The 17584-nt window shown below is 52.2% G+C and carries 27 protein-coding genes; 13 read left to right on the plus strand and 14 right to left on the minus strand.

The window, feature by feature from the left end:
- Positions 1-3 precede the first annotated feature (3 nt).
- From GOV45_RS05395 to GOV45_RS05415, 5 genes are all read left to right on the plus strand, one after another.
- A complete protein-coding gene (locus GOV45_RS05395) occupies positions 4-441 on the plus strand; it encodes a hypothetical protein (RefSeq protein WP_170475205.1) in 438 nt (145 codons plus the stop codon).
- 87 nt (positions 442-528) lie between these two features.
- Positions 529-1095 (plus strand): MT-A70 family methyltransferase, encoded by a 567-nt coding sequence (locus GOV45_RS05400; RefSeq protein WP_170475207.1) that lies wholly within the window; start codon positions 529-531, stop codon positions 1093-1095.
- A complete protein-coding gene (locus GOV45_RS05405) occupies positions 1092-1277 on the plus strand; it encodes a hypothetical protein (RefSeq protein WP_170475209.1) in 186 nt (61 codons plus the stop codon). Before GOV45_RS05400 ends, GOV45_RS05405 begins: the two co-directional genes overlap by 4 nt.
- Entirely contained in the window at positions 1274-1447 is a 174-nt protein-coding gene (locus tag GOV45_RS05410; RefSeq protein ID WP_170475211.1) for a hypothetical protein, read from the plus strand. The genes GOV45_RS05405 and GOV45_RS05410 overlap by 4 nt, the downstream gene beginning before the upstream one ends.
- Positions 1440-1709: a hypothetical protein gene (locus tag GOV45_RS05415; protein WP_170475213.1), complete on the plus strand. Its 270-nt coding sequence runs from the start codon at positions 1440-1442 to the stop codon at positions 1707-1709. Before GOV45_RS05410 ends, GOV45_RS05415 begins: the two co-directional genes overlap by 8 nt.
- 103 nt (positions 1710-1812) lie before the next feature.
- Here GOV45_RS05415 and GOV45_RS05420 read toward each other — a convergent pair whose 3' ends face one another.
- From GOV45_RS05420 to GOV45_RS05450, 7 genes are all read right to left on the minus strand, one after another.
- Positions 1813-2289 carry a hypothetical protein gene (locus GOV45_RS05420; RefSeq protein ID WP_170472545.1) on the minus strand — a complete coding sequence of 159 codons (477 nt, stop codon included), beginning with the start codon at positions 2287-2289 and terminating at the stop codon, positions 1813-1815.
- A gap of 231 nt (positions 2290-2520) precedes the next feature.
- The gene (locus tag GOV45_RS05425) at positions 2521-3156 is read right to left on the minus strand and encodes a hypothetical protein (RefSeq protein ID WP_170475215.1); all 636 of its coding nucleotides are present in this window, start codon (positions 3154-3156) and stop codon (positions 2521-2523) included.
- A 373-nt stretch (positions 3157-3529) separates the two neighbouring features.
- Positions 3530-3847 (minus strand): hypothetical protein, encoded by a 318-nt coding sequence (locus GOV45_RS05430; protein WP_170475216.1) that lies wholly within the window; start codon positions 3845-3847, stop codon positions 3530-3532.
- A 3-nt stretch (positions 3848-3850) separates the two neighbouring features.
- Complete coding sequence (locus tag GOV45_RS05435) at positions 3851-4399, minus strand: hypothetical protein (RefSeq protein ID WP_170475218.1); 549 nt, start codon at positions 4397-4399, stop codon at positions 3851-3853.
- Positions 4396-5214 carry a hypothetical protein gene (locus GOV45_RS05440; RefSeq protein ID WP_170475219.1) on the minus strand — a complete coding sequence of 273 codons (819 nt, stop codon included), beginning with the start codon at positions 5212-5214 and terminating at the stop codon, positions 4396-4398. Before GOV45_RS05440 ends, GOV45_RS05435 begins: the two co-directional genes overlap by 4 nt.
- On the minus strand, positions 5211-6101 hold the full coding sequence (locus GOV45_RS05445) for a terminase large subunit domain-containing protein (protein WP_170475221.1): 891 nt from the start codon (positions 6099-6101) through the stop codon (positions 5211-5213). Before GOV45_RS05445 ends, GOV45_RS05440 begins: the two co-directional genes overlap by 4 nt.
- Positions 6076-6555, minus strand: a complete 480-nt coding sequence (locus tag GOV45_RS05450) for a hypothetical protein (protein ID WP_170475223.1) — start codon at positions 6553-6555, stop codon at positions 6076-6078. Before GOV45_RS05450 ends, GOV45_RS05445 begins: the two co-directional genes overlap by 26 nt.
- A 334-nt stretch (positions 6556-6889) precedes the next feature.
- On the opposite strand from GOV45_RS05450, the gene GOV45_RS05455 reads away from it, so the two are divergent.
- Positions 6890-7048: a hypothetical protein gene (locus tag GOV45_RS05455; RefSeq protein WP_170475225.1), complete on the plus strand. Its 159-nt coding sequence runs from the start codon at positions 6890-6892 to the stop codon at positions 7046-7048.
- Positions 7049-7093: 45 nt separating this feature from the next.
- On the opposite strand, the gene GOV45_RS05460 is transcribed toward GOV45_RS05455, so the two are convergent.
- Complete coding sequence (locus GOV45_RS05460) at positions 7094-7780, minus strand: hypothetical protein (RefSeq protein WP_254447902.1); 687 nt, start codon at positions 7778-7780, stop codon at positions 7094-7096.
- Between the two features lie 123 nt (positions 7781-7903).
- Between GOV45_RS05460 and GOV45_RS05465 the strand changes: the two genes are divergently transcribed.
- Complete coding sequence (locus tag GOV45_RS05465; protein ID WP_170475227.1) at positions 7904-8221, plus strand: antibiotic biosynthesis monooxygenase family protein; 318 nt, start codon at positions 7904-7906, stop codon at positions 8219-8221.
- A 74-nt stretch (positions 8222-8295) separates the two neighbouring features.
- Positions 8296-8703 carry a universal stress protein gene (locus GOV45_RS05470; RefSeq protein WP_170475229.1) on the plus strand — a complete coding sequence of 136 codons (408 nt, stop codon included), beginning with the start codon at positions 8296-8298 and terminating at the stop codon, positions 8701-8703.
- On the opposite strand, the gene GOV45_RS05475 is transcribed toward GOV45_RS05470, so the two are convergent.
- Positions 8696-9196 (minus strand): pyridoxamine 5-phosphate oxidase, encoded by a 501-nt coding sequence (locus GOV45_RS05475; RefSeq protein ID WP_170475231.1) that lies wholly within the window; start codon positions 9194-9196, stop codon positions 8696-8698. The two genes, GOV45_RS05470 and GOV45_RS05475, sit on opposite strands and share 8 nt — an antisense overlap.
- A 55-nt stretch (positions 9197-9251) precedes the next feature.
- Here GOV45_RS05475 and GOV45_RS05480 point away from each other — a divergent pair, with 55 nt between their 5' ends.
- The 3 genes from GOV45_RS05480 (at position 9252) to GOV45_RS05490 (ending at position 10836) form a co-directional block, all read left to right on the plus strand.
- Positions 9252-9932, plus strand: coding sequence for an NADPH-dependent FMN reductase (locus GOV45_RS05480; RefSeq protein ID WP_217362439.1), 681 nt, complete (start codon positions 9252-9254; stop codon positions 9930-9932).
- A 62-nt stretch (positions 9933-9994) separates the two neighbouring features.
- Positions 9995-10411 carry an excalibur calcium-binding domain-containing protein gene (locus GOV45_RS05485; protein ID WP_170475232.1) on the plus strand — a complete coding sequence of 139 codons (417 nt, stop codon included), beginning with the start codon at positions 9995-9997 and terminating at the stop codon, positions 10409-10411.
- Positions 10412-10482: 71 nt separating this feature from the next.
- Complete coding sequence (locus GOV45_RS05490; RefSeq protein ID WP_170475234.1) at positions 10483-10836, plus strand: MmcQ/YjbR family DNA-binding protein; 354 nt, start codon at positions 10483-10485, stop codon at positions 10834-10836.
- Between the two features lie 13 nt (positions 10837-10849).
- On the opposite strand, the gene GOV45_RS05495 is transcribed toward GOV45_RS05490, so the two are convergent.
- Positions 10850-11641, minus strand: a complete 792-nt coding sequence (locus tag GOV45_RS05495; protein WP_170475236.1) for a formate/nitrite transporter family protein — start codon at positions 11639-11641, stop codon at positions 10850-10852.
- Between the two features lie 60 nt (positions 11642-11701).
- Positions 11702-12409, minus strand: a complete 708-nt coding sequence (locus tag GOV45_RS05500) for an ORF6N domain-containing protein (RefSeq protein ID WP_170475237.1) — start codon at positions 12407-12409, stop codon at positions 11702-11704.
- Positions 12410-12634: 225 nt separating this feature from the next.
- Between GOV45_RS05500 and GOV45_RS05505 the strand changes: the two genes are divergently transcribed.
- Positions 12635-12925, plus strand: coding sequence for an antibiotic biosynthesis monooxygenase family protein (locus GOV45_RS05505; RefSeq protein WP_170475239.1), 291 nt, complete (start codon positions 12635-12637; stop codon positions 12923-12925).
- A gap of 143 nt (positions 12926-13068) precedes the next feature.
- On the opposite strand, the gene GOV45_RS05510 is transcribed toward GOV45_RS05505, so the two are convergent.
- On the minus strand, positions 13069-13497 hold the full coding sequence (locus GOV45_RS05510; RefSeq protein WP_170475241.1) for a hypothetical protein: 429 nt from the start codon (positions 13495-13497) through the stop codon (positions 13069-13071).
- 886 nt (positions 13498-14383) lie between these two features.
- On the opposite strand from GOV45_RS05510, the gene GOV45_RS05515 reads away from it, so the two are divergent.
- Positions 14384-14773 (plus strand): hypothetical protein, encoded by a 390-nt coding sequence (locus GOV45_RS05515; protein WP_170475244.1) that lies wholly within the window; start codon positions 14384-14386, stop codon positions 14771-14773.
- Between the two features lie 6 nt (positions 14774-14779).
- On the opposite strand, the gene uvrB is transcribed toward GOV45_RS05515, so the two are convergent.
- Together uvrB and GOV45_RS05525 are read right to left on the minus strand one after the other, a co-directional pair.
- A complete protein-coding gene (uvrB, locus tag GOV45_RS05520) occupies positions 14780-16966 on the minus strand; it encodes an excinuclease ABC subunit UvrB (RefSeq protein WP_170475246.1) in 2187 nt (728 codons plus the stop codon).
- A 231-nt stretch (positions 16967-17197) separates the two neighbouring features.
- Positions 17198-17518, minus strand: coding sequence for a hypothetical protein (locus tag GOV45_RS05525; protein ID WP_170475248.1), 321 nt, complete (start codon positions 17516-17518; stop codon positions 17198-17200).
- Positions 17519-17584 lie beyond the last annotated feature (66 nt).

A 17584-nucleotide genomic window follows, 5' to 3' on the forward strand; every position in this document is an offset into this window, starting at 1 on the left:
GCAATGAAAACCGAACGGAAAATAACGCCACTGCCGAACTTTACCATTCGACCTGCATTCATGCCGATGAATGGCCAGCATCAACATCCGTTGGTTGTGACTGCGGAGGGTTGGGAGGCGATTTGCACCATTGCAGACCGCCCTGCGTGGCGTGATCCAAAAATGCTGCAGATAACGCTGTCGGAGGCTTTGGCCGCTGCCGATGCTCTGGACGCTGCAAAACTGGCCTGCACAGATGAGGATGAGGCCGTGCTGCGTTCCAGTTATTCCCACGCATTCCGATGGTCGGGAGGGGTGCTCGTGCATCCGGTTTACTGGTCGCTTGATGCTTTGGGCGATGGATACTGGACTCCATACATTGATGAGGCGTGGACGCCGGACCCTGATGCCGATTGGTTGCCGGATGATGGCGAAATAACGGGCTCCGAGATTCCGTTCTGAGCAAAAAGAGCGTTTGGGTCGGAGCTTGTTTTTCCGGCCCAAACGGTAATGCACCCCTCAAGGGGTACAATAAAGAGTGACCTGTTTATGTTTGACTCACCAAAACTGCCCTCAGGCCCGTTTGAAATTATTGTGAGCGATCCGCCGTGGCGCTTTGCGTCCAATTCCGATGCCAAACCCGGCAGGAATGCCAGACGCCATTATCCCTGCATGACAGATGCCGAGCTGATGGCCCTGCCTGTCGCTGAGAGCGCCGCTGAGAACGCTTTGCTGTTCGGATGGACAACTGCCCCAATGATGGAGCGTTCCCTGCGTGTGTTCAGCGCGTGGGGCTTCAAATACGTGTCTCAGCTCGTTTGGACAAAGGAACGGATCGGAACCGGGTTCTGGGTACGCAATCAGCACGAGATTTGCCTGCTGATGAAGCGTGGAAAGTTCCCTTGCCCAAAGCCAGCTCCGTTTGAAACTTCCATCATCGGCCCGTGGCAGGGCAGGCACAGTGAAAAACCTGAATTTCTGCAGGATCGGATTGATCAGATTTGGCCTGCAGTTCCCAAACTGGAAATGTTTGCACGCCGGGTGCGGCCCGGTTGGGCGCTCTTTGGCAATGAGATTCCCAATGAAAGTCGAGCACAGGAGGTAATATCGACATGAAACAACCAACAATGAAACAGATCAAAGAGCTGAGCGAGCGACTTGATGCCCAAATCCGCAACAGCGAGGCGCGGATCATGATGATGGAGGACGCAGAACTCGGGCGCATGATCAAAGCAGAACTGAGAGCTCAGGAGATTGACGAGCAGTATGCAGAATGGATGGAGCGCAAGCACTCATGAGGAAATTACCCAGACACATCCAACGCGCCATTGACCGCAAGGTTGCAGCAACGGGCAGAGGGCTGAACAAACTGCCCAAAGCCAGCACTCAGAATGATGACCCATTCGGCCTTGAGGAAACTGAAAACTCCGAATCCGAAGATTCCAGCGAAAGGGAGCGTCATGAATAAACAGGCGCGAGAAATCATTGAGAACGCACGGGCGGCGGTTGAACAATCCGCAGGCCCAAAGATGAGAAAATGCCTGCAACCAATGGAGGACACGGTTTCGCTCGGCATTACGAAAGACCCTGTGACCAATCAGTTGATGATAATCTCAACGCCCAAATTCAACGCCATGTGTGATTTTCACAGAGGGGAAATTCTTGAGCAAGCAGCCAAACTTTTGCTTGAGATGAAAGAGAGGGGCACGAGCGGCGACAGTATCCCTTGAGGGGTACATTACGGCACAAAGACAAGCTCTCTCGTTGAGCTGAGCAATGCAAACCGGGTATCTGGACAGCGAGCTCAACCACACAGACCAGTAATTGCACCCCTCAGGGGGTGCTTTTCGTTTCAGCGTCCTTTGCGGCGTAATGGGCACGGTTGCGGCAACCATCGCTGCAATACTTCTGATTTGGGCGGCGGCGGTCAAAGGTGGCAGAGCAAACCGGGCATGTGAGGATGCCGCAATCAGTTTCGCGCTTCTTTGCCCATTCCCACGCCTTTGAACCTTCCACGAGACCTGCAGATGGAGTTGGGCGACCTTCACGCATTCCACGGCGACCCTTCTGCCTTTTGCGTTCTTCGGCTTTCCATTCTTCGACGCCAGAACCCAACGCCGTCAATTTCTCTGCGAGCTGCAATTGAAACGGAGTTGGCTTTTCGAATTCTTCGAGCTTCAACAATTCCTGCAAGCTCAAAATCAAGCGCGTTGCTTTACGGGCAGCGCGTGGTGGCTGACCGGGGAACAACATATCCGCGACGCAGGCGATATCCGCTGCAGAAAATAACTCAACCGGGTCTTTGGGCATTACTCACTTTTCCTCATGCAGTGGCCGGAGCCGACCCTTTCCATATGGTCACGGTTTTGCCGTTGACAACACCCCCTTTTTCAACGGGTGAATGTCTGGGTAATGCACCCCCTGAGGGGTACATCAGTCATAAAAGATGATCGCGAGAATGAGCCAAAAGATGAGCCAACCCCAATTTCCACGAACAATGCAGACAATCATTGCGATGACACAGATCAGAAATATCATTTATCAATCCCCAATCAGAAATTCAGCGCGTTCCCGGCCTGCAGCGTCATCCTCCCGGCACTGCATCTCATAACGAAGCCAATAAATGGCGTGATTGATGTTCTCACAATCCTGCCCAACTTCCTCAAGCAACTGAGCGGTCAATTCAATCATTGGGCCGATGATCTCAGCCTTTTGCGCAGGCGTGGAGCCCTTCAACTTTTCCTGCAGAACTTCGAACAGCTCAGAAGGCAATGATGCGCCTTTGGGCGAAACCGATGTGGCACGAGCCGACCTCTCGGCCCTGATCGCTTCAAGATGGGCTGTCCACTCCCGAGCGAATGGCGCGGCAGTCTCTTTGCCCTGAGGCGTCAGGCGAGCAACAAGAACCTTTCGCGACATGTCAGGCTTTGGCGGCGTCATAACCGGAAAATCGTATGACAGCTCAATATCGCCGCGCTGCTCCAATGTGCGCAGGGCTCGCTTTGTCTTTCGCGTGATCTCTTTCCGATCCTGTGAATATTCTTCGTCGTATTCATTCCCGGCATAAATGTCGGCAAGATCACGAGCAGCAAGCGCAACGTCGCTTTCGGCATACTTGAACAGCTCAAGCAGCAGCAGACGCATCTGCCGACTGTATCGGTGGTTTGGGGTATTCATGTTTTCCTCATGTGTGTTTGGACGATTGGACGAAATGCACCCCTCAGGGGGTACAGTAAAGAGTATGGGGATTGATCAGAACAGTTTCAACCTTGTTGCACCCCTCAGGGGGTACAATAACGCCTCCGACATTTACCATAATGACGATTATGGGGCGTTCCGGGAGGCTTTGGGAGGTCTTTGGGAGGCTTGTGGGAGGCTGGGTTTGGTCATTTGTTCATAAATATCAATGCAATGGGAGGCTGGGAGGTCTTTTCTCACTCTTTTATATACCGGGATTCTTCTGGTTGAGTAAATAACCAGCAAGATACAACCAGAGGTCTCCATTCCCCCTCGCGATAAAATCGCAAAAAACCTCCCAGCCTCCCACAGATCAAGCTGCCTTTATGAAATCCTCGGGATGAGCAACGGCATCCTGCCAGCCGTTCTTTCTCTGTTCCATCGCCCATTTCCGGATGGTTTCTCCATCAACACAATTGGCGAGATCGGCAACCGTGAACAGGTCATTGCTGAAACAGAGATACGCTCTGGCAATGTGAACAATGTCTGCCCGTTCATATGGTGCGGCGGTTGTACAATGGCCGAGCGCGTCCATTACAACGGTGTGCAGGATACTCTGCCAAAACAACTGATATCTGTTCATGTCAGATGTAATGCCGCCCCTGTGACTGCGTTTGATATCATGTGGCACTGCTCAGACCCTCCTGCAAAGTAAAGTCGCAATGGACAGGCTCAGCAGGCAGTCATCATGTGCGCCCTGCTTTGCCTCCATCTTTGTATGCCTGCCTGATGGCACACGGATAAAATTGACCATTTCGTTGCGCAGCTCATCCCTGCCGGGTGCATTGTCGGCAATGTCCAGTTCTCGCATTGCCAACATTGATTGAAGCGAGCCAATCAAGCGGCGTTTTGACACCACAACCCGGCCCTTGTGAATGTGCGGCTCCGAGCTGCCGCCAACGATTACCACGGGCACGAGATACTGCAGATTTGCCGTGTCCATATGTTCAATGAAGTTCTGACCAACGCCACCACAGTCATACGCAAGCGCATCAAGTTGACCGACCAGAGGCTGCAATATTTCAACCTGTTCTTTCGCGGATCGGATCAAAGGCAATTTATGCACTGCCTCAATCCGCCAGAGATCACCGTCAATGCCATCCTGCCGGGACAATACACTCAAGGCCGAATGGTCGGCATATCCGCCAATATCAAGCCCTCCAACGATGGCAGGTCTGGTCACGATCCCAGCGCCATTCTCAAGCCGGAATAATCTCTGTCACCCCATCCCCACGGGCTGCGAATGTCAAAGGTTGTTGTTGGGCTCATCAGCTCCATTGCCAAAGGTCCGAGCATGACAGCACAGGCAACAGTTTCAGGCGCGGAGAGGTCCAAAACTTCCTCACCTGATGCCGTGCTTGCTTTCTTGATCAAAGTCTCTGCAGAAGCCATTGCTTCGCGCATTTCGGCCATTGTCAGGCCGGGTGCCGCCTCATCAACGTAATTGGTAAAATCCATAACGATTTGATCTGCCGCGAAGGGATAACCAAACATTTTCTCATCCGGCTTTGTTCTGGCAATTTTATCGTTGAACCAACTGGGCAACCACGATGCACCAATTTTCTTTGCCCCAGACCTTGCCTGTTCTGAACGGTAAAGGGGATTGTCCTCGCCTGCTCCGATCCTGACAGGAACAACCTGTGCAAAGTCGCTTTCCATGTCCCGCATGATATCGACTGCATGAGGGCTTTGGCTTTGGTCAACGCAAATGACGGTTGGCGGCATGAGCTTTGAATTTCGCCCTGAGATCGTGGCAGCGGTATCCGATGCAATCCAATCTTTCAGGGCGTCAAAACCATCGGCAGCAAACCACGCTCGAGTCGGATAAATGGCTTGAGCGGTCATTGTCCATTCATCGGAATCTGCTGAATACCACCGGGCATCGGAGGCAACGCAGACCAGCGGATCATTTGGTCTGCCTCCTGCAATGGAATATATCTTTCCGCTGCACCCATTCCGGCGGGAGTTTGCCCGTGTGTAATTGGTTCGGCGTGTCATTTCTGGATTATCTCCTGCAAAGGTGATCTTGCATCAGTCTTGAATCTTTCCATCAAAGAGCTGTCACGGATGGGGGTCTCGTCACTGTCAAATACGTCAACGGCATCAGACGGGCTGAACAGGTTATCCAAAACGGAGCTGTCAAAGACCGATGCACCACTGGCAACAAAGTCACTCTCAATTTCCTGCCTGCTCAACGCTGGACCCAACCGGGCTTTCAACTCGGCGATGAGGTCCTGATCAAAGTGCTCAATGTCATATGCACTCACTTTCATCGTTTCGAACTCTGGCGCGTTGTAACTGTCAAAGAGGAACCCTCGCGGCCCGTTGGGTGTACTGATCAACACCATCCGGCCCCGGGTCGCAGCGATCTGGGGAACAACAGCGGCGACCAGAGAGTCTTTGATAAATCCAGCCTCATCCACGCAGAGCAAGTCGCAAGTGCCGCCCCTGACACTCTCGGGTCTGTCACCGGGATAAATGTTTATCCGGCTTCCATTCTCCAAAGTCATTTGCTCCCGGATGCGCTTGTATCCAACATCGTGACTTTGAAAGCAGTGCTCAATCTTTTCTGCCAGCAAAAGACCCTGACGAAACGTTGGGGCAATGATGTTTATCCGGTAATTCGCCCGGGTCGATGCCTGATTTGCACACAGGGCTGCAGATATCTGAGACTTGCCCGATTGCCGAGCCGCCAGAACGCAGAGCCTGTCAGACTTCGACAGCATGACTTTCCGTTGGAACTCGACCAGAGGAAACCCCAATGCCTTTTCTGCCCATTGGCAGGGGTCAAGTTTGGCGCTCTCGTGAACAATGGCCCGCATAATGGCGGTTTGCCGCCTCAGACCTTCAATCAGGTCGCTACGTGCCTTTGTTCGCCGTGGCATTGGCAACAACCTGAGCAATGGCAGGGGTCTGCTCATACAGAGCGAGACGTTCCTGCAGTTTGGCGTTTTCTTCGGCGATGGCCTCCATTGCCTCTTTGTTGGCTTTCAGAACCGCCTGCAGTTCTTCGTCGCCAGCAACAACATCCGGAGCAAGCCGAGACCCAACCCATCGAACAACTGAGCTGTCACGCTCCTGCAGCAGTTCCTGCAGGGCTTCGATAAACTCACCCTCAAGTTCTCGGATGCGATCCAAAGTGGACATACTGCCCTCAATGACGTGTCGCGCCTCCTGCAACTTTGCGGCCTCAAGAGCGTCCTGTTCCTTTTTGACAATCTCAGCACGTTCTTTTGGTCGCTTCGACTTTTTACCTGCACTGGACGCCCGATTGTCACCGGGCTTGAAACTGCCCGGTGTTGGTCCGCTTCCGGCGGGCCTGCCGGGTTTGTTGGCCATTTCCGTTATCCCTCATGTTACGCAAACCGAATGCGTTATCGGTTTTTGGGTTTGCGTTATCTTTTTATGCCATAACTGCACCCTCCGTGGAAATAACGTTGATGAAATCAACAACGCCTGCAGCACAGAGCCATAAAAATAAAGGGTTTGAGCAATTCAGATCGCTGACAAGTATTCAGGCGTCAATTTCTCTAACAACACTTTTCATGCTGTTTCGACCCCCTGTGAAAACCCGCTTCGTTTACGGCACACCCAAAATTCCAGATCGTCTTCTTGGACGATAAGTTCTGGCGGTCAATTGCCATTCAGGGGCCGGGCCCTTGGATGTGATGCCATGGTAGCAATCGGACCGCTACGAACACAGTTAGGTACCACGCGATACACCGCGCCTTACGTTGAACTTGAGCAAGGCTCCGATCAAAACGACATTAAGTTGCGCTGGCCAGAGTCTCTCAGCGGAGAGGTTTCGATAACAATACGGGCCGACACCTGACACTCGAACTGCGCGCCGTCCCGTTTCTCTGGGGCGGCACGCTGTTTAGCGCGTATTCCACAAAGAGATTTTGAAACCTGTGCTATCTTGGTAAGAGTTCCGTTCGATCCCAATGATCCATTTGGTTTTTCCAGTTCTGGGGCGGTAGATTACCGAGGGTCTAGCGCTCCAAAAAATTGGTTGGTTTGACGTGTACGATGTCTCAATCTGGAAAAGTGGATTTAAACGTCTTTTTGAGGACAAGCCTGCTGTGAAATCGAGCTTGTGGATCAAGGCCTCGTGCGTCCGAAATTCCAGAGCCGTATCAACGGCAACCCAACCATTACCAAATTTGGTTTTTATGTTTTTGCCATATGACAAAGTGGTCTTGTACAGCGCCCAGGATTGAAACTGGCGATGGTGAACACCAACCCCGATCTCACCTGCCAGACGTCCGGTGCTCCCGAAGTCGGCGATTGGAAATCGAGCAAAGATGAGGGCGTGGCCATACAGATATTGGTGTTCTTCGGCGTCCAAACCAATTGTCAGTTTAGGGAATGCACCCCACTCCGCGTAAAGCGAAGTCTTATAATGGAAAATGTTGTCTGCCTCTTTGAACCCGGTTACTGAGGCGGCTGAAAAAACTGAACCTTTTTCGCGTAGCCACGCACCGCCCCAAACCGGCGTGCCAAGCATGACTATCAGTAACGTCGTGAAGAAGGCCCCTCGCATTCGGTGAACATCCGAAGACATGGTTAACGATTAGTTAGCAATATGTTTGTTTTGGAAAATTTGGCTTAGAGGATGATAGCCGAAGGAAACGGATGGCGATTTCAAAAGCTGTGCTAGGCTTGGGTCAATCAAAGGAGGAGCCAGATGCCCAAGATTTCAAAAAACGCATCCAGTCAGACTGTGATCACCACTTTCGAAATGACGCCCGGAACTTGCCAGGACCTTTTAGAGGCGCTGACGGACGCGTATTCGGAATTTATTTCTAAACAGCAAGGATTCATCGCGGCTGGGCTGCATGTGAATGATGCCCAAACCAGGATCGCCAATTACTCACAATGGGAACGGCGCGAAGATTTTCTGGCAATGCTGCGAACGCCGGAAATGCGTGAACGAAACCGCCAAATAAATGAGCTTTGCAAAAGTTTTGAGCCTGTCATGTACGACGTCGCAGAAACATTCTGACCATCCTGATTTGAATCAATGTGTTACTGGCCATCTCGTGCCAGTTTGCTGATATAATCACGGAGGCGCGACCCATGTATCACAACATCCTTGTCCCAATTTCATTCGACACAGAACGTGACATTTCCGGGCCCATGAAACTGGCGCAAATACTGGCCACACCCAATGCGCAGGTAACACTGTTGCACGTAGTAGAACACATCCCCGACTACGCGATCTCATACATGCCGAATGAATATATAACCGAGGCGCGGAAGGCGATTCAAACTGAACTGGACGCACTTGCATCCAAATTACCCAACGCCCACGGGGTGGTGATCGAGGGGCATTCAGGGCGAACAATTCTGGATTGGGCAGAAACCAATAAACCCGACCTTATTATTTTGGCTTCGCATCGACCAGGTATGCAGGATCTCCTTTTGGGCTCTACAGCGACGCACGTCGTGCGTCATGCAAAATGTGCGGTGCATGTAGTTAGATAATTTGGGAAGCTTGCAAATCATCAGAGGACAGGCGCCAGGCTTTTCCAAAGCCGCCATTCAGCATGCCGTCTTCCACCTGAAAGCGGACAAATCCAAAATCGGCGAAATCCACATGCAGTCGTGCCTTAGGGCGCAAGGTCAGATAATGCTTTCTGAGGCCGTCGTGTTCAGGCACATCTTTCGGGATCAGCGTGGCAATGCAATGCAGGGTCAACCGAGGATGAACTAAAGGATCACCTTTATCGCCTGGTGAGCCGATCAAAAGGGCGCAGGACGGATTGGCCCGCATTGCCTTTGTGTGATCTGATAATGTGGAGACAAGCGAAATAGGTCGTTTTTCTAAGTCTGTGGCAAGAGCGATCCTTGAGATCGACGGTAGCAACGTTCCGACCCGCAGCACCGCGAGAGAGGCATAACTAGCGGTTGCCAGTATGTCCCGTGCTATCCTGCGTGCCTCGTCATCGGGAGACAGAAAGGGGTCGGGATTTGTCATATGGACTCTTTCAAATAGCGTTGCATGAAGTATCCATCTAACCTGCGCACGGTGCTTGGTTTATATTATTAACATGGTGGGTGCAGCTTTGAATTTTCTTGTTTTCCTTGGATCTTCCCGGAAAAGTACCCCTCCGCGCCCCGCCAGGGTGGGTGAACGCGTGGCCAGAGCCTGTGTTTCGCGGCTTAGCAAGATCGATCATGATGTAACATTGATCGACCCTTTAGAGGTTCAGACGGATCACGTCTTCAAACCTCATTTCGCGTTCGCGGAAGGGCGGGCGCCTCAAAATCTCGAGTCGCTCTCGCAAAAGATTGATGCCGCCGATGGCTATGTAATGGTCAGTCCCGAGTACAACCATTCCATGTCCCCTGCGTTATCGGGCTTGCTCAACCATTTCGGCAGTTCACTATTCTCATACAAACCAAGCGTAATTGCCACCTATTCTGCGGGCCAGTGGGGTGGGGCGCGGGCGGCTGTGAATATGCGAACCTATCTCAGCGAATTGGGGTGCCTGCCGGTTTCGGCAATGATCCATGTTCCTAAGGCGCACGAGATTTTTGAACCCGATGGAAGTTACAAGGTTGATGTTTCTTCAAAAGATTGGGACGGATATCTGGGTCGTGCTTTTGGCCAATTGGTTTGGTGGGCCGAAGCCTCGGCTCGGCAACGCGATCTGGGTAGTCACCCCGGAGCTTTCAAACGAGACCCATCTCAACGCAACGCGCCTGGGTAAATTCCTTACCTTGGCCTTCAGCGGGCCTCGGGGTTGCCACATCTTCGTTTCAACAAGAATCCATGACACTAGAAGACACACAAGACGAGCCAATGAATCCTCGTTCAGCCCGAAGGCATAGACGCGCCGAACAACAGCGCAGACGGGCTTTGTCGCCCATGAGAATCCTTTTGATGGTACTGGCGCTTCCGTTGACCACAGGGATAATTGCCGTCGGAACCTACATCCGGGTAAATAATGGGGATCGCGAAAACGCTCTGGTTCATCTTGTTGCATTGGCTGGGTGCGATGCCGTGCAGGCCATTGGTTTCAATACATTCAACGAAGGTGAGCCTGGCTATCACAAGCGCAACGATCCTGATGGCGACGGAATTGCTTGCGAATTCAACAAAGCGGAACCAGTGTTATCCACCGAGCCATCACGCACCGAGGCACCCAAACAACGCATGGTTGGCAACGCGAAATTTGTTCGGCCTTAAAGACAGTCATCGTCGAAGTAGACAAAAACACTTGCTTGCCTCAAGGTTGTCCGACAGTCACAATCAGCCCTATGACCCGCGAAGAATTCAACGCTTTCTGTTCAGGCCTACAAGCCACTAACCATGTGGTGCAATGGGGAAATGCGGACGTATGGAAAGTTGGCGGTAAGGTATTCGCGATCTGCGGCTGGAATGATGGGAAGGACGCGTTCACTTTCAAAGCAACTGACCTGGCCTTTGAGGTGCTTAGAGACGAGCCCGGTATACGGCCCGCCCCTTATCTGGCGTCGCGGGGGATGAAATGGTTACAGGTTTATGAAACCTGCGGAATGAACGATAGCTCGCTGCGCGATCACATAGTGACTTCATACGATTTGGTTGTGGCCAAGTTGACCAAGAAGATGCGCGCGGAGTTACAGGTCTAGTATCAATAATTTTTCACTCTGATGAATTGCGTAGATAGGCAAAGCGATACGCCAGTGCGACACCGCCTGCACCGCCGACAATGTTACCGACGGTTACCCAAAATAAGTTGCCAAAAGCCGCTCGAAACCCGATTTCAGCACCGGACATAGCGCCCTGCGGTAGCAAGTACATATTGGCGACAGAGTGTTCGAGGCCTAACAAAACGAAGCAAGAAATCGGCCAGAGAATAGCCGTGACCTTACCGACCACTGACCTTGCCGCGAAACTTAGCCAGACGGCCAGACAGACGAGCGCGTTGCACAAAATTCCGCGTGTAAACGCCTGAGATGCAGTAAGATCAAGTTTACTGCTTGCAATCGCCGATGCTGTTGCTGCCATCGGACCATCCAGTAACCCGGTCAACGCGAATGCTTGCGCCAGCGCGATGGCGCCGATCAGGTTGCCCAAGTAGACCAGGCCCCAATTTCGCAGCAGTGCCATTGTGGAAATCCTTCGATCCACCGCGGCAATGGTCATCAGGGCGTTGCCGGTGAACAGCTCGGCACCACCCACGACAACCAGAATTAAGCCCAACGAGAATACAACGCCGCCCAGAAACCGCGCAGGCCCAAACCCTGGATCTGCACCGGTCATGACTATGGTATAAGCCGCACCACCGAACCCGATGAATACTCCGGCGAGGATAGCCAACGTTAGAGTCTGGCCGATTGTCAGATGCGCCTTGGCGACCCCTGCCGTTTCAACCAGTTCGGCGATTTGGGCGGGTTTATAGGCATCCAAGCCAGTTGGATTAGAGTCTGTCATGTGAATATCATGAATGGAACTGGCGGGGCATGTATTGATCGGGATCAAGCCCGATCGGGTCTATCCTTTCATTGCGTGAAGCAACTCGATCAGTCTTTTTCTGTCGTCATCATCATTGTATTTCCCGGCAGCCAGACGCTCTGCAATGCGCAGTCTTAGGCGTTCCTGCTGTGTTTTGACTTCTTCTCCGGCGGTTTCGGCCAATGTCTTCATGATCGTTGCTACGGCTTGTTGGCGCTTGGTAGTGGGGTTGGCGATATAGTCGACAAGGCTTTGCTGACCGGAATCAAGGATGTTTTCGGCCAGGTCGCGCAGTTGTTCACCATTAGGCAGCAGCGGGGCCGGGGTATCCTCGGGCGGGAGAATTTCCGGCACGCTGCGCGAAGTCTCCGCCAGGGCATTGGCTCCGTCGACAAAGGCTTCGGTAATCATCCGTGTAATCTTGATCGCGCGTGTGTCTTTGAACAAAGCCGAAGCAATAGCTACGCCGTAATCGGTATAAACCCACGGGTTGACCCGCCGTCCACCGCGACCCTTGGGTTTTGAAATCACATTCTGCGACTGCAAATCGGCGACCTCGGCATCAGTCAACTGAAAGCGGTAACCGTCGAACAAGTCTTTATTGCGTGAAACGGCTTGATTGAATGCCCTCACTGATTTCCCATAGAATTTCGCCAGATCCTCGGCCAACACCACGCGCGCACCGCGCACTCTGTGAATGGCTCTTTGGACTTCTTGTATGCGGGGCAGGTTCTTCGAGTTCGTCATGGCTGCCGTTTGGAATCACAATTTGTGATTTCAAACGTGAAGCAGCCTGCGCAGGGCTGCAACCATGAAGTGTGAAAAGTGCTGATGCGAAATCTCTTACGCTCGGTGGCGCCCAAGATCCGCTGGGTATCAGTTAGAGATTCAATGCCCTCGTGCTAGACTGAGCGTGGCAGAGCCATTCCGGCCACGCCATACGGCAATTTTGCCAGACGAGGGAGGAATACCATGTTTGCACGTATTACTCAGTTCAAGATGAAGCCCGGTACGCGTGAGGCGGCAACGGCCAAAATGAACGATTTGAAGTCTGAAATTATGGGCATGCCCGGCATGCATTGTTTTACAAACGTAATGAACGAAGACGGCTCGGGTTACGTTATTTCCGTTGTGGAAAGCGAAGAGACCTCGGACGCGAACGCACCCAAGGTAGCCCAACTTTGGGGCCAATTCGCAGAGTTTCTGGAAGGCCCGCCTTCACCAGTTGGGTACGATGTTATTGCGCATTGGGACAAAGGTTAAGTTATTGAACCGGGCAGGCTTCGCTTGCCCGGGTCTTTTGAACATTTCGCTGGGGCGGTCCACCACTGATCAAAGTTAGGGGCCACAACACAATTATCCCAAATTAAAACAGTAAGCTCTTTGTCGGTCTCATTTATCCAATGTTAGGACAAATGGGCCCCAGCACATTCGCGGAATTTGCGAACTTGTGAAGCAGCTCCATCCAATGGAAATTCAATTATCTGATCTTGCGTGAAAGCGTATGCACTCTGGTTGTATTCCAATCCGTCCAGTACATTGCCGAACCCTTTGTCGGTCACGGTAAGGGCTGTGGCGTTTTCGGAAAGAACATGGCGCGAGGTCGCGATTTCGATGGGGGTTGGGCCTTCGAACCGCATCGCGAACCATGGCGCCTGCGCCCAATTTTCGGTCGTGCGGGTGATTGTAAGAGAGTAAAGAGGTTGAGCGGGATCGTAAGTCAAGAAAATCGCCGCTGAGTCCGTTTCATGCGAAAGGGTGCATATCTGACCAACGGTCGCCTCCCACGCAGAGGCTGGAGTGGCGAAGATCAAAAGAGAAAGGACGAAACGCATCTGATGTTACTTAGCCGCAGCAACGAAAGTGGCAAGGGCGGCGTCAGTCAATTTAGAATGGACCGTTGGTGTGCACGGTGCCTGATTGACGGTCCCGTCTGGTTTTCCCGAGAGGCGTGTTCTGGGTGCAATGTGTGCCGGGAAGAGTGTTTCGGTTTGTTGCGGCGAGTGTATGAAATCCCAATTTGTGATTTAAAACGTCCAGGAGGGAGTGCTGGCCAGAAAGTTTGAAGTGTCGCGAGGTTGCGAACGCTCAAAGTTTATATCCCACTTCACCTTAGGGTTAGATGGGTTTTGGCTAAACCGTCTACATTCGGACAAACATTAAGAAAATTTCAGCTTTTTCACTGTGGCTTACATTGGAGCACGGTGAAAATACTAGTAAACCGTGTTTGCTAGGTTTTTTCTTTTGTTTTAGGTTGAACTTGCAGAGGTGTTACTTTTCTGCTTTTTTCTCTTAAGAGTTGATTTGATTTGAGATTAATATGCGAGGTATAGATAACTTTTTGGCTGCCGTTGTCATAAGTTGCTTACTACCTGTTTTCCCACTTGGCATGGAATTTTTGATTACTAAGTCTTTGTCATAAAATTCCCTTTTGATAGCCACATTGATGTACGTAGTTGCTGCTAGCTACGTCCAAAGCAGTGCTCTTTTATTGGTTTTAGGGGGTATTGTTTCCATAAGTTTGGCGATTATTTATGGAATTGAGCTAGGTAGACTTGTAAACGATACGACCGCGATGCAGGTTGTTGCCTCGTTTAGTAACGCTTGGTACGCTTGGCTTAGCTTGCTCGGCTATGGTGGCGTTCAGGCCTTTGGTTGCTACAGGAAGCACTTAACTAGATCTGAACCATTGTTCAATTTCGGAAAAGGAGAATAAATCCTATGAGTGTGGTTGAAAATCTTGTTCCGATTTTGGGTGGTGTATCTGCTTGTAGCGCGTTGGTCGCCGTTCTGTTCAGCATTCGTAGTTTGAAGAAAGAACAAGCTGCTCGCGCTGAAGTCATCAATACATTGACAAAGCATAAGGACTTGTTTGAGCTGTTTTCAAAAGCTGCGGCAGATGGTCACTTTAACTCTCAGGAGCGGAGAGAAGTGGCAGAAGCACTTAGGCGATATTTGGAAGCAGACGCTGTCTTTTCCAATGCTGGTAGGGCCAACGAGTCAAAGCGAATGCTTAAGATGGCGGTGGATGCGCCTACTGAAAGGTTCTACCAAGCGATTGCTACCGAGGTTGGAGTGTTGGGCGCACAGCTTAATGGAGAGCGGGCGTAGCGTCCCTCACCGCTTCCTCCGCTTCACATTCCCACCCCTCTGCCCCGGCCGTCCAGCCGTTGACCTCCCACGCGATTTCACGGCATCTTCCGAGGCTTTCTCGACAGCCCATTGGCGCGCCATGGGGTCGTCGGCGACGGCCAGATCGACCGCTTCCAGACGTTTGATCTCATCCCGGATATTGGCGGCCTCTTCGAATTCCAGGTTCTCGGCGGCTTTGCGCATCTGCTCGCGCAACCCTTCCAGATGCGCCTCAAGGTTGGCTCCGTGCATCGGCTTGTCGATGGTGGCGGTGACGCGGTTCATGTCGACGTCGCCTTCGTAGAGACCGGCCAGAACGTCCTCGACATTCTTCTTCACCGTCTCAGGCGTGATGCCGTGTTCCTTGTTATAGGCGACTTGCTTAGCGCGGCGGCGGTTGGTTTCGTTCAACGCACGTTCCATGCTGCCGGTGATCTTGTCGGCATACATGATCACCCGGCCATCGGCGTTCCGAGCGGCCCGGCCGATGGTCTGGATTAGCGAGGTTTCGGATCGCAAAAAGCCCTCTTTATCCGCGTCCAGAATAGCGACGAGCCCGCATTCGGGGATGTCGAGTCCCTCGCGCAGCAGGTTGATACCGACCAGCACGTCGAACGCCCCCAGCCGCAGGTCGCGCAGGATTTCGATGCGTTCCAGTGTATCGATGTCGGAATGCATGTAACGAACCCTGATGCCCTGCTCGTGCAGGTATTCGGTCAGGTCCTCGGCCATCCGTTTGGTCAGCGTGGTGACCAACGTGCGATAGCCATTGGCAGCTACTTTTCGCACCTCATCCAGCAGGTCGTCCACCTGCATCGAAACGGGGCGGATTTCCACCTCGGGATCCAGCAGGCCGGTGGGGCGGATCACCTGTTCGGTGAAGACGCCACCGGTCTGCTCGATCTCCCACTTGGCCGGGGTGGCCGATACGAAGACGGATTGCGGGCGCATGGCGTCCCATTCCTCGAACTTCAGCGGTCGGTTGTCCATGCATGAGGGCAGGCGAAATCCATGTTCTGCCAGAGTGAACTTGCGCCGATAGTCACCCCGGTACATGCCGCCGATCTGAGGGACCGAAACGTGGGATTCGTCGGCGAATACGATGGCGTTGTCGGGGATGAATTCGAACAAGGTAGGGGGCGGTTCGCCCGGTGCGCGGCCGGTGAGGTAGCGTGAGTAATTCTCGATCCCGTTACAAACGCCGGTGGCTTCGAGCATTTCCAAATCAAAGTTGGTGCGCTGTTCCAGACGTTGGGCTTCCAGCAGTTTGCCTTCACCAACTAGTTGGTCCAGCCTTATTCGCAGTTCTTTTTTGATCCCGATAATCGCCTGCTGCATTGTGGGTTTTGGTGTCACATAGTGTGAGTTCGCATAAACCCGAATGTGCTCCATCGTGTCGGTCTTTTCGCCTGTTAGTGGGTCGAATTCAGTGATCTGTTCCAGTTCTTCCCCAAAGAATGACAGTTTCCACGCGCGGTCTTCCAAGTGAGCAGGCCATATCTCAAGTGAATCCCCGCGCACCCGGAACGAGCCGCGCTGAAACGCTTGATCATTACGGCGATATTGCTGGGCGACCAAATCGGCCATTACCTGCCGCTGGTCGTAATCTTTTCCCACCTTTAAATCCTGGGTCATGGCCCCATAAGTTTCGACCGATCCAATACCGTAAATACAACTGACCGATGCTACGATGATTACATCGTCTCTCTCAAGCAGTGCCCGAGTGGCGGAATGGCGCATCCGATCGATCTGCTCATTGATCTGCGATTCCTTTTCAATGTAGGTGTCGCTACGCGGCACATAGGCTTCGGGCTGGTAGTAATCATAGTAGGACACAAAGTACTCGACCGAGTTTTCGGGGAAAAAGCCTTTGAACTCTCCATAAAGTTGCGCCGCAAGCGTTTTGTTCGGGGCCAAAATGATGGCTGGGCGCTGTGTTTCCTCGATCACCTTTGCCATCGTGAATGTTTTACCTGTACCCGTCGCACCCAACAGTACCTGATCACGTTCCCCATTGGTGACGCCGCCAGCCAGCTCTTCTATCGCGCCTGGCTGATCCCCTGCAGGTGCAAATTCGGTGTGCATGACGAACTGTTTGCCGCCCTCAAGCTTTAAACGTGCACGAACCTCTTCGGCTGTCAGCTGGGTTTTGTCGGATTGGGCATATGGCATTGGCAGGCTCCGGGGTTAGTCCCTTACATTTGTTCTTATTTTGTCCAACTGCAAGACCTGATCCGGCTCTGAAACTGTACTTTCAATCATATGCAAGCTGAAGGTCCGAAAGCTGGTCTGACCGGACCTTTACTGAAAGGTCATTCAAGTTGTCTTCCAGAGTTCGACCCATGTTTATTTTCAACACCGATTGCCTATTTCCCGTCCCGACTTCACGCTGTATTCCATGCTTCAGATCACCTTGGACTGTGTTGCCGAAATTGGCTCGATGGGCATCGAAGGATGTGCATCAGTCAAGGGTATTGCGGACATTTCGGAAAGTCTTACGCGATAACCTATGTTAGGCCGCCAATCCGTTACTCCGTGTACCAAAGAGGTTTCAGCCTCGAAATGGCAATGACGTTTTAATCCAACGCCGACTGGATCATTAGTCAAGGCATCCACGGACTTCACCTTTGGCGCGAATTCGTCGATATGCATGAACCGGCTCAAAGTGGCCCAGATCGCCTGGCGCCGGGCGCTGGTTTCCAAACTTCTTTCGAGGTGGATCATCTTAGTTTCTTCATCTTGGCGTGATGCGGTTCATAACAATCTCTAATGACAGAATTTGACATTAGG

This window comes from Ruegeria arenilitoris (genome assembly GCF_013035425.1).
Lineage (GTDB): Bacteria > Pseudomonadota > Alphaproteobacteria > Rhodobacterales > Rhodobacteraceae > Ruegeria > Ruegeria arenilitoris_A.

Coding starts and splice junctions, on each gene's coding strand:
- GOV45_RS05410 (WP_170475211.1), top strand. CDS start 1,274: ATGAGGAAATTACCCAGACACATCCAACGCGCCATTGACCGCAAGGTT.
- uvrB (WP_170475246.1), bottom strand. CDS start 16,966: ATGCCATATGCCCAATCCGACAAAACCCAGCTGACAGCCGAAGAGGTT.
- GOV45_RS05470 (WP_170475229.1), top strand. CDS start 8,296: ATGTATCACAACATCCTTGTCCCAATTTCATTCGACACAGAACGTGAC.
- GOV45_RS05445 (WP_170475221.1), bottom strand. CDS start 6,101: ATGCCACGGCGAACAAAGGCACGTAGCGACCTGATTGAAGGTCTGAGG.
- GOV45_RS05440 (WP_170475219.1), bottom strand. CDS start 5,214: ATGACACGCCGAACCAATTACACACGGGCAAACTCCCGCCGGAATGGG.
- GOV45_RS05465 (WP_170475227.1), top strand. CDS start 7,904: ATGCCCAAGATTTCAAAAAACGCATCCAGTCAGACTGTGATCACCACT.
- GOV45_RS05420 (WP_170472545.1), bottom strand. CDS start 2,289: ATGCCCAAAGACCCGGTTGAGTTATTTTCTGCAGCGGATATCGCCTGC.
- GOV45_RS05495 (WP_170475236.1), bottom strand. CDS start 11,641: ATGACAGACTCTAATCCAACTGGCTTGGATGCCTATAAACCCGCCCAA.
- GOV45_RS05505 (WP_170475239.1), top strand. CDS start 12,635: ATGTTTGCACGTATTACTCAGTTCAAGATGAAGCCCGGTACGCGTGAG.
- GOV45_RS05490 (WP_170475234.1), top strand. CDS start 10,483: ATGACCCGCGAAGAATTCAACGCTTTCTGTTCAGGCCTACAAGCCACT.
- GOV45_RS05395 (WP_170475205.1), top strand. CDS start 4: ATGAAAACCGAACGGAAAATAACGCCACTGCCGAACTTTACCATTCGA.
- GOV45_RS05525 (WP_170475248.1), bottom strand. CDS start 17,518: ATGATCCACCTCGAAAGAAGTTTGGAAACCAGCGCCCGGCGCCAGGCG.
- GOV45_RS05485 (WP_170475232.1), top strand. CDS start 9,995: ATGACACTAGAAGACACACAAGACGAGCCAATGAATCCTCGTTCAGCC.
- GOV45_RS05515 (WP_170475244.1), top strand. CDS start 14,384: ATGAGTGTGGTTGAAAATCTTGTTCCGATTTTGGGTGGTGTATCTGCT.
- GOV45_RS05500 (WP_170475237.1), bottom strand. CDS start 12,409: ATGACGAACTCGAAGAACCTGCCCCGCATACAAGAAGTCCAAAGAGCC.
- GOV45_RS05510 (WP_170475241.1), bottom strand. CDS start 13,497: ATGCGTTTCGTCCTTTCTCTTTTGATCTTCGCCACTCCAGCCTCTGCG.
- GOV45_RS05460 (WP_254447902.1), bottom strand. CDS start 7,780: ATGTCTTCGGATGTTCACCGAATGCGAGGGGCCTTCTTCACGACGTTA.
- GOV45_RS05400 (WP_170475207.1), top strand. CDS start 529: ATGTTTGACTCACCAAAACTGCCCTCAGGCCCGTTTGAAATTATTGTG.
- GOV45_RS05425 (WP_170475215.1), bottom strand. CDS start 3,156: ATGAATACCCCAAACCACCGATACAGTCGGCAGATGCGTCTGCTGCTG.
- GOV45_RS05475 (WP_170475231.1), bottom strand. CDS start 9,196: ATGACAAATCCCGACCCCTTTCTGTCTCCCGATGACGAGGCACGCAGG.
- GOV45_RS05415 (WP_170475213.1), top strand. CDS start 1,440: ATGAATAAACAGGCGCGAGAAATCATTGAGAACGCACGGGCGGCGGTT.
- GOV45_RS05455 (WP_170475225.1), top strand. CDS start 6,890: ATGGTAGCAATCGGACCGCTACGAACACAGTTAGGTACCACGCGATAC.
- GOV45_RS05450 (WP_170475223.1), bottom strand. CDS start 6,555: ATGGCCAACAAACCCGGCAGGCCCGCCGGAAGCGGACCAACACCGGGC.
- GOV45_RS05405 (WP_170475209.1), top strand. CDS start 1,092: ATGAAACAACCAACAATGAAACAGATCAAAGAGCTGAGCGAGCGACTT.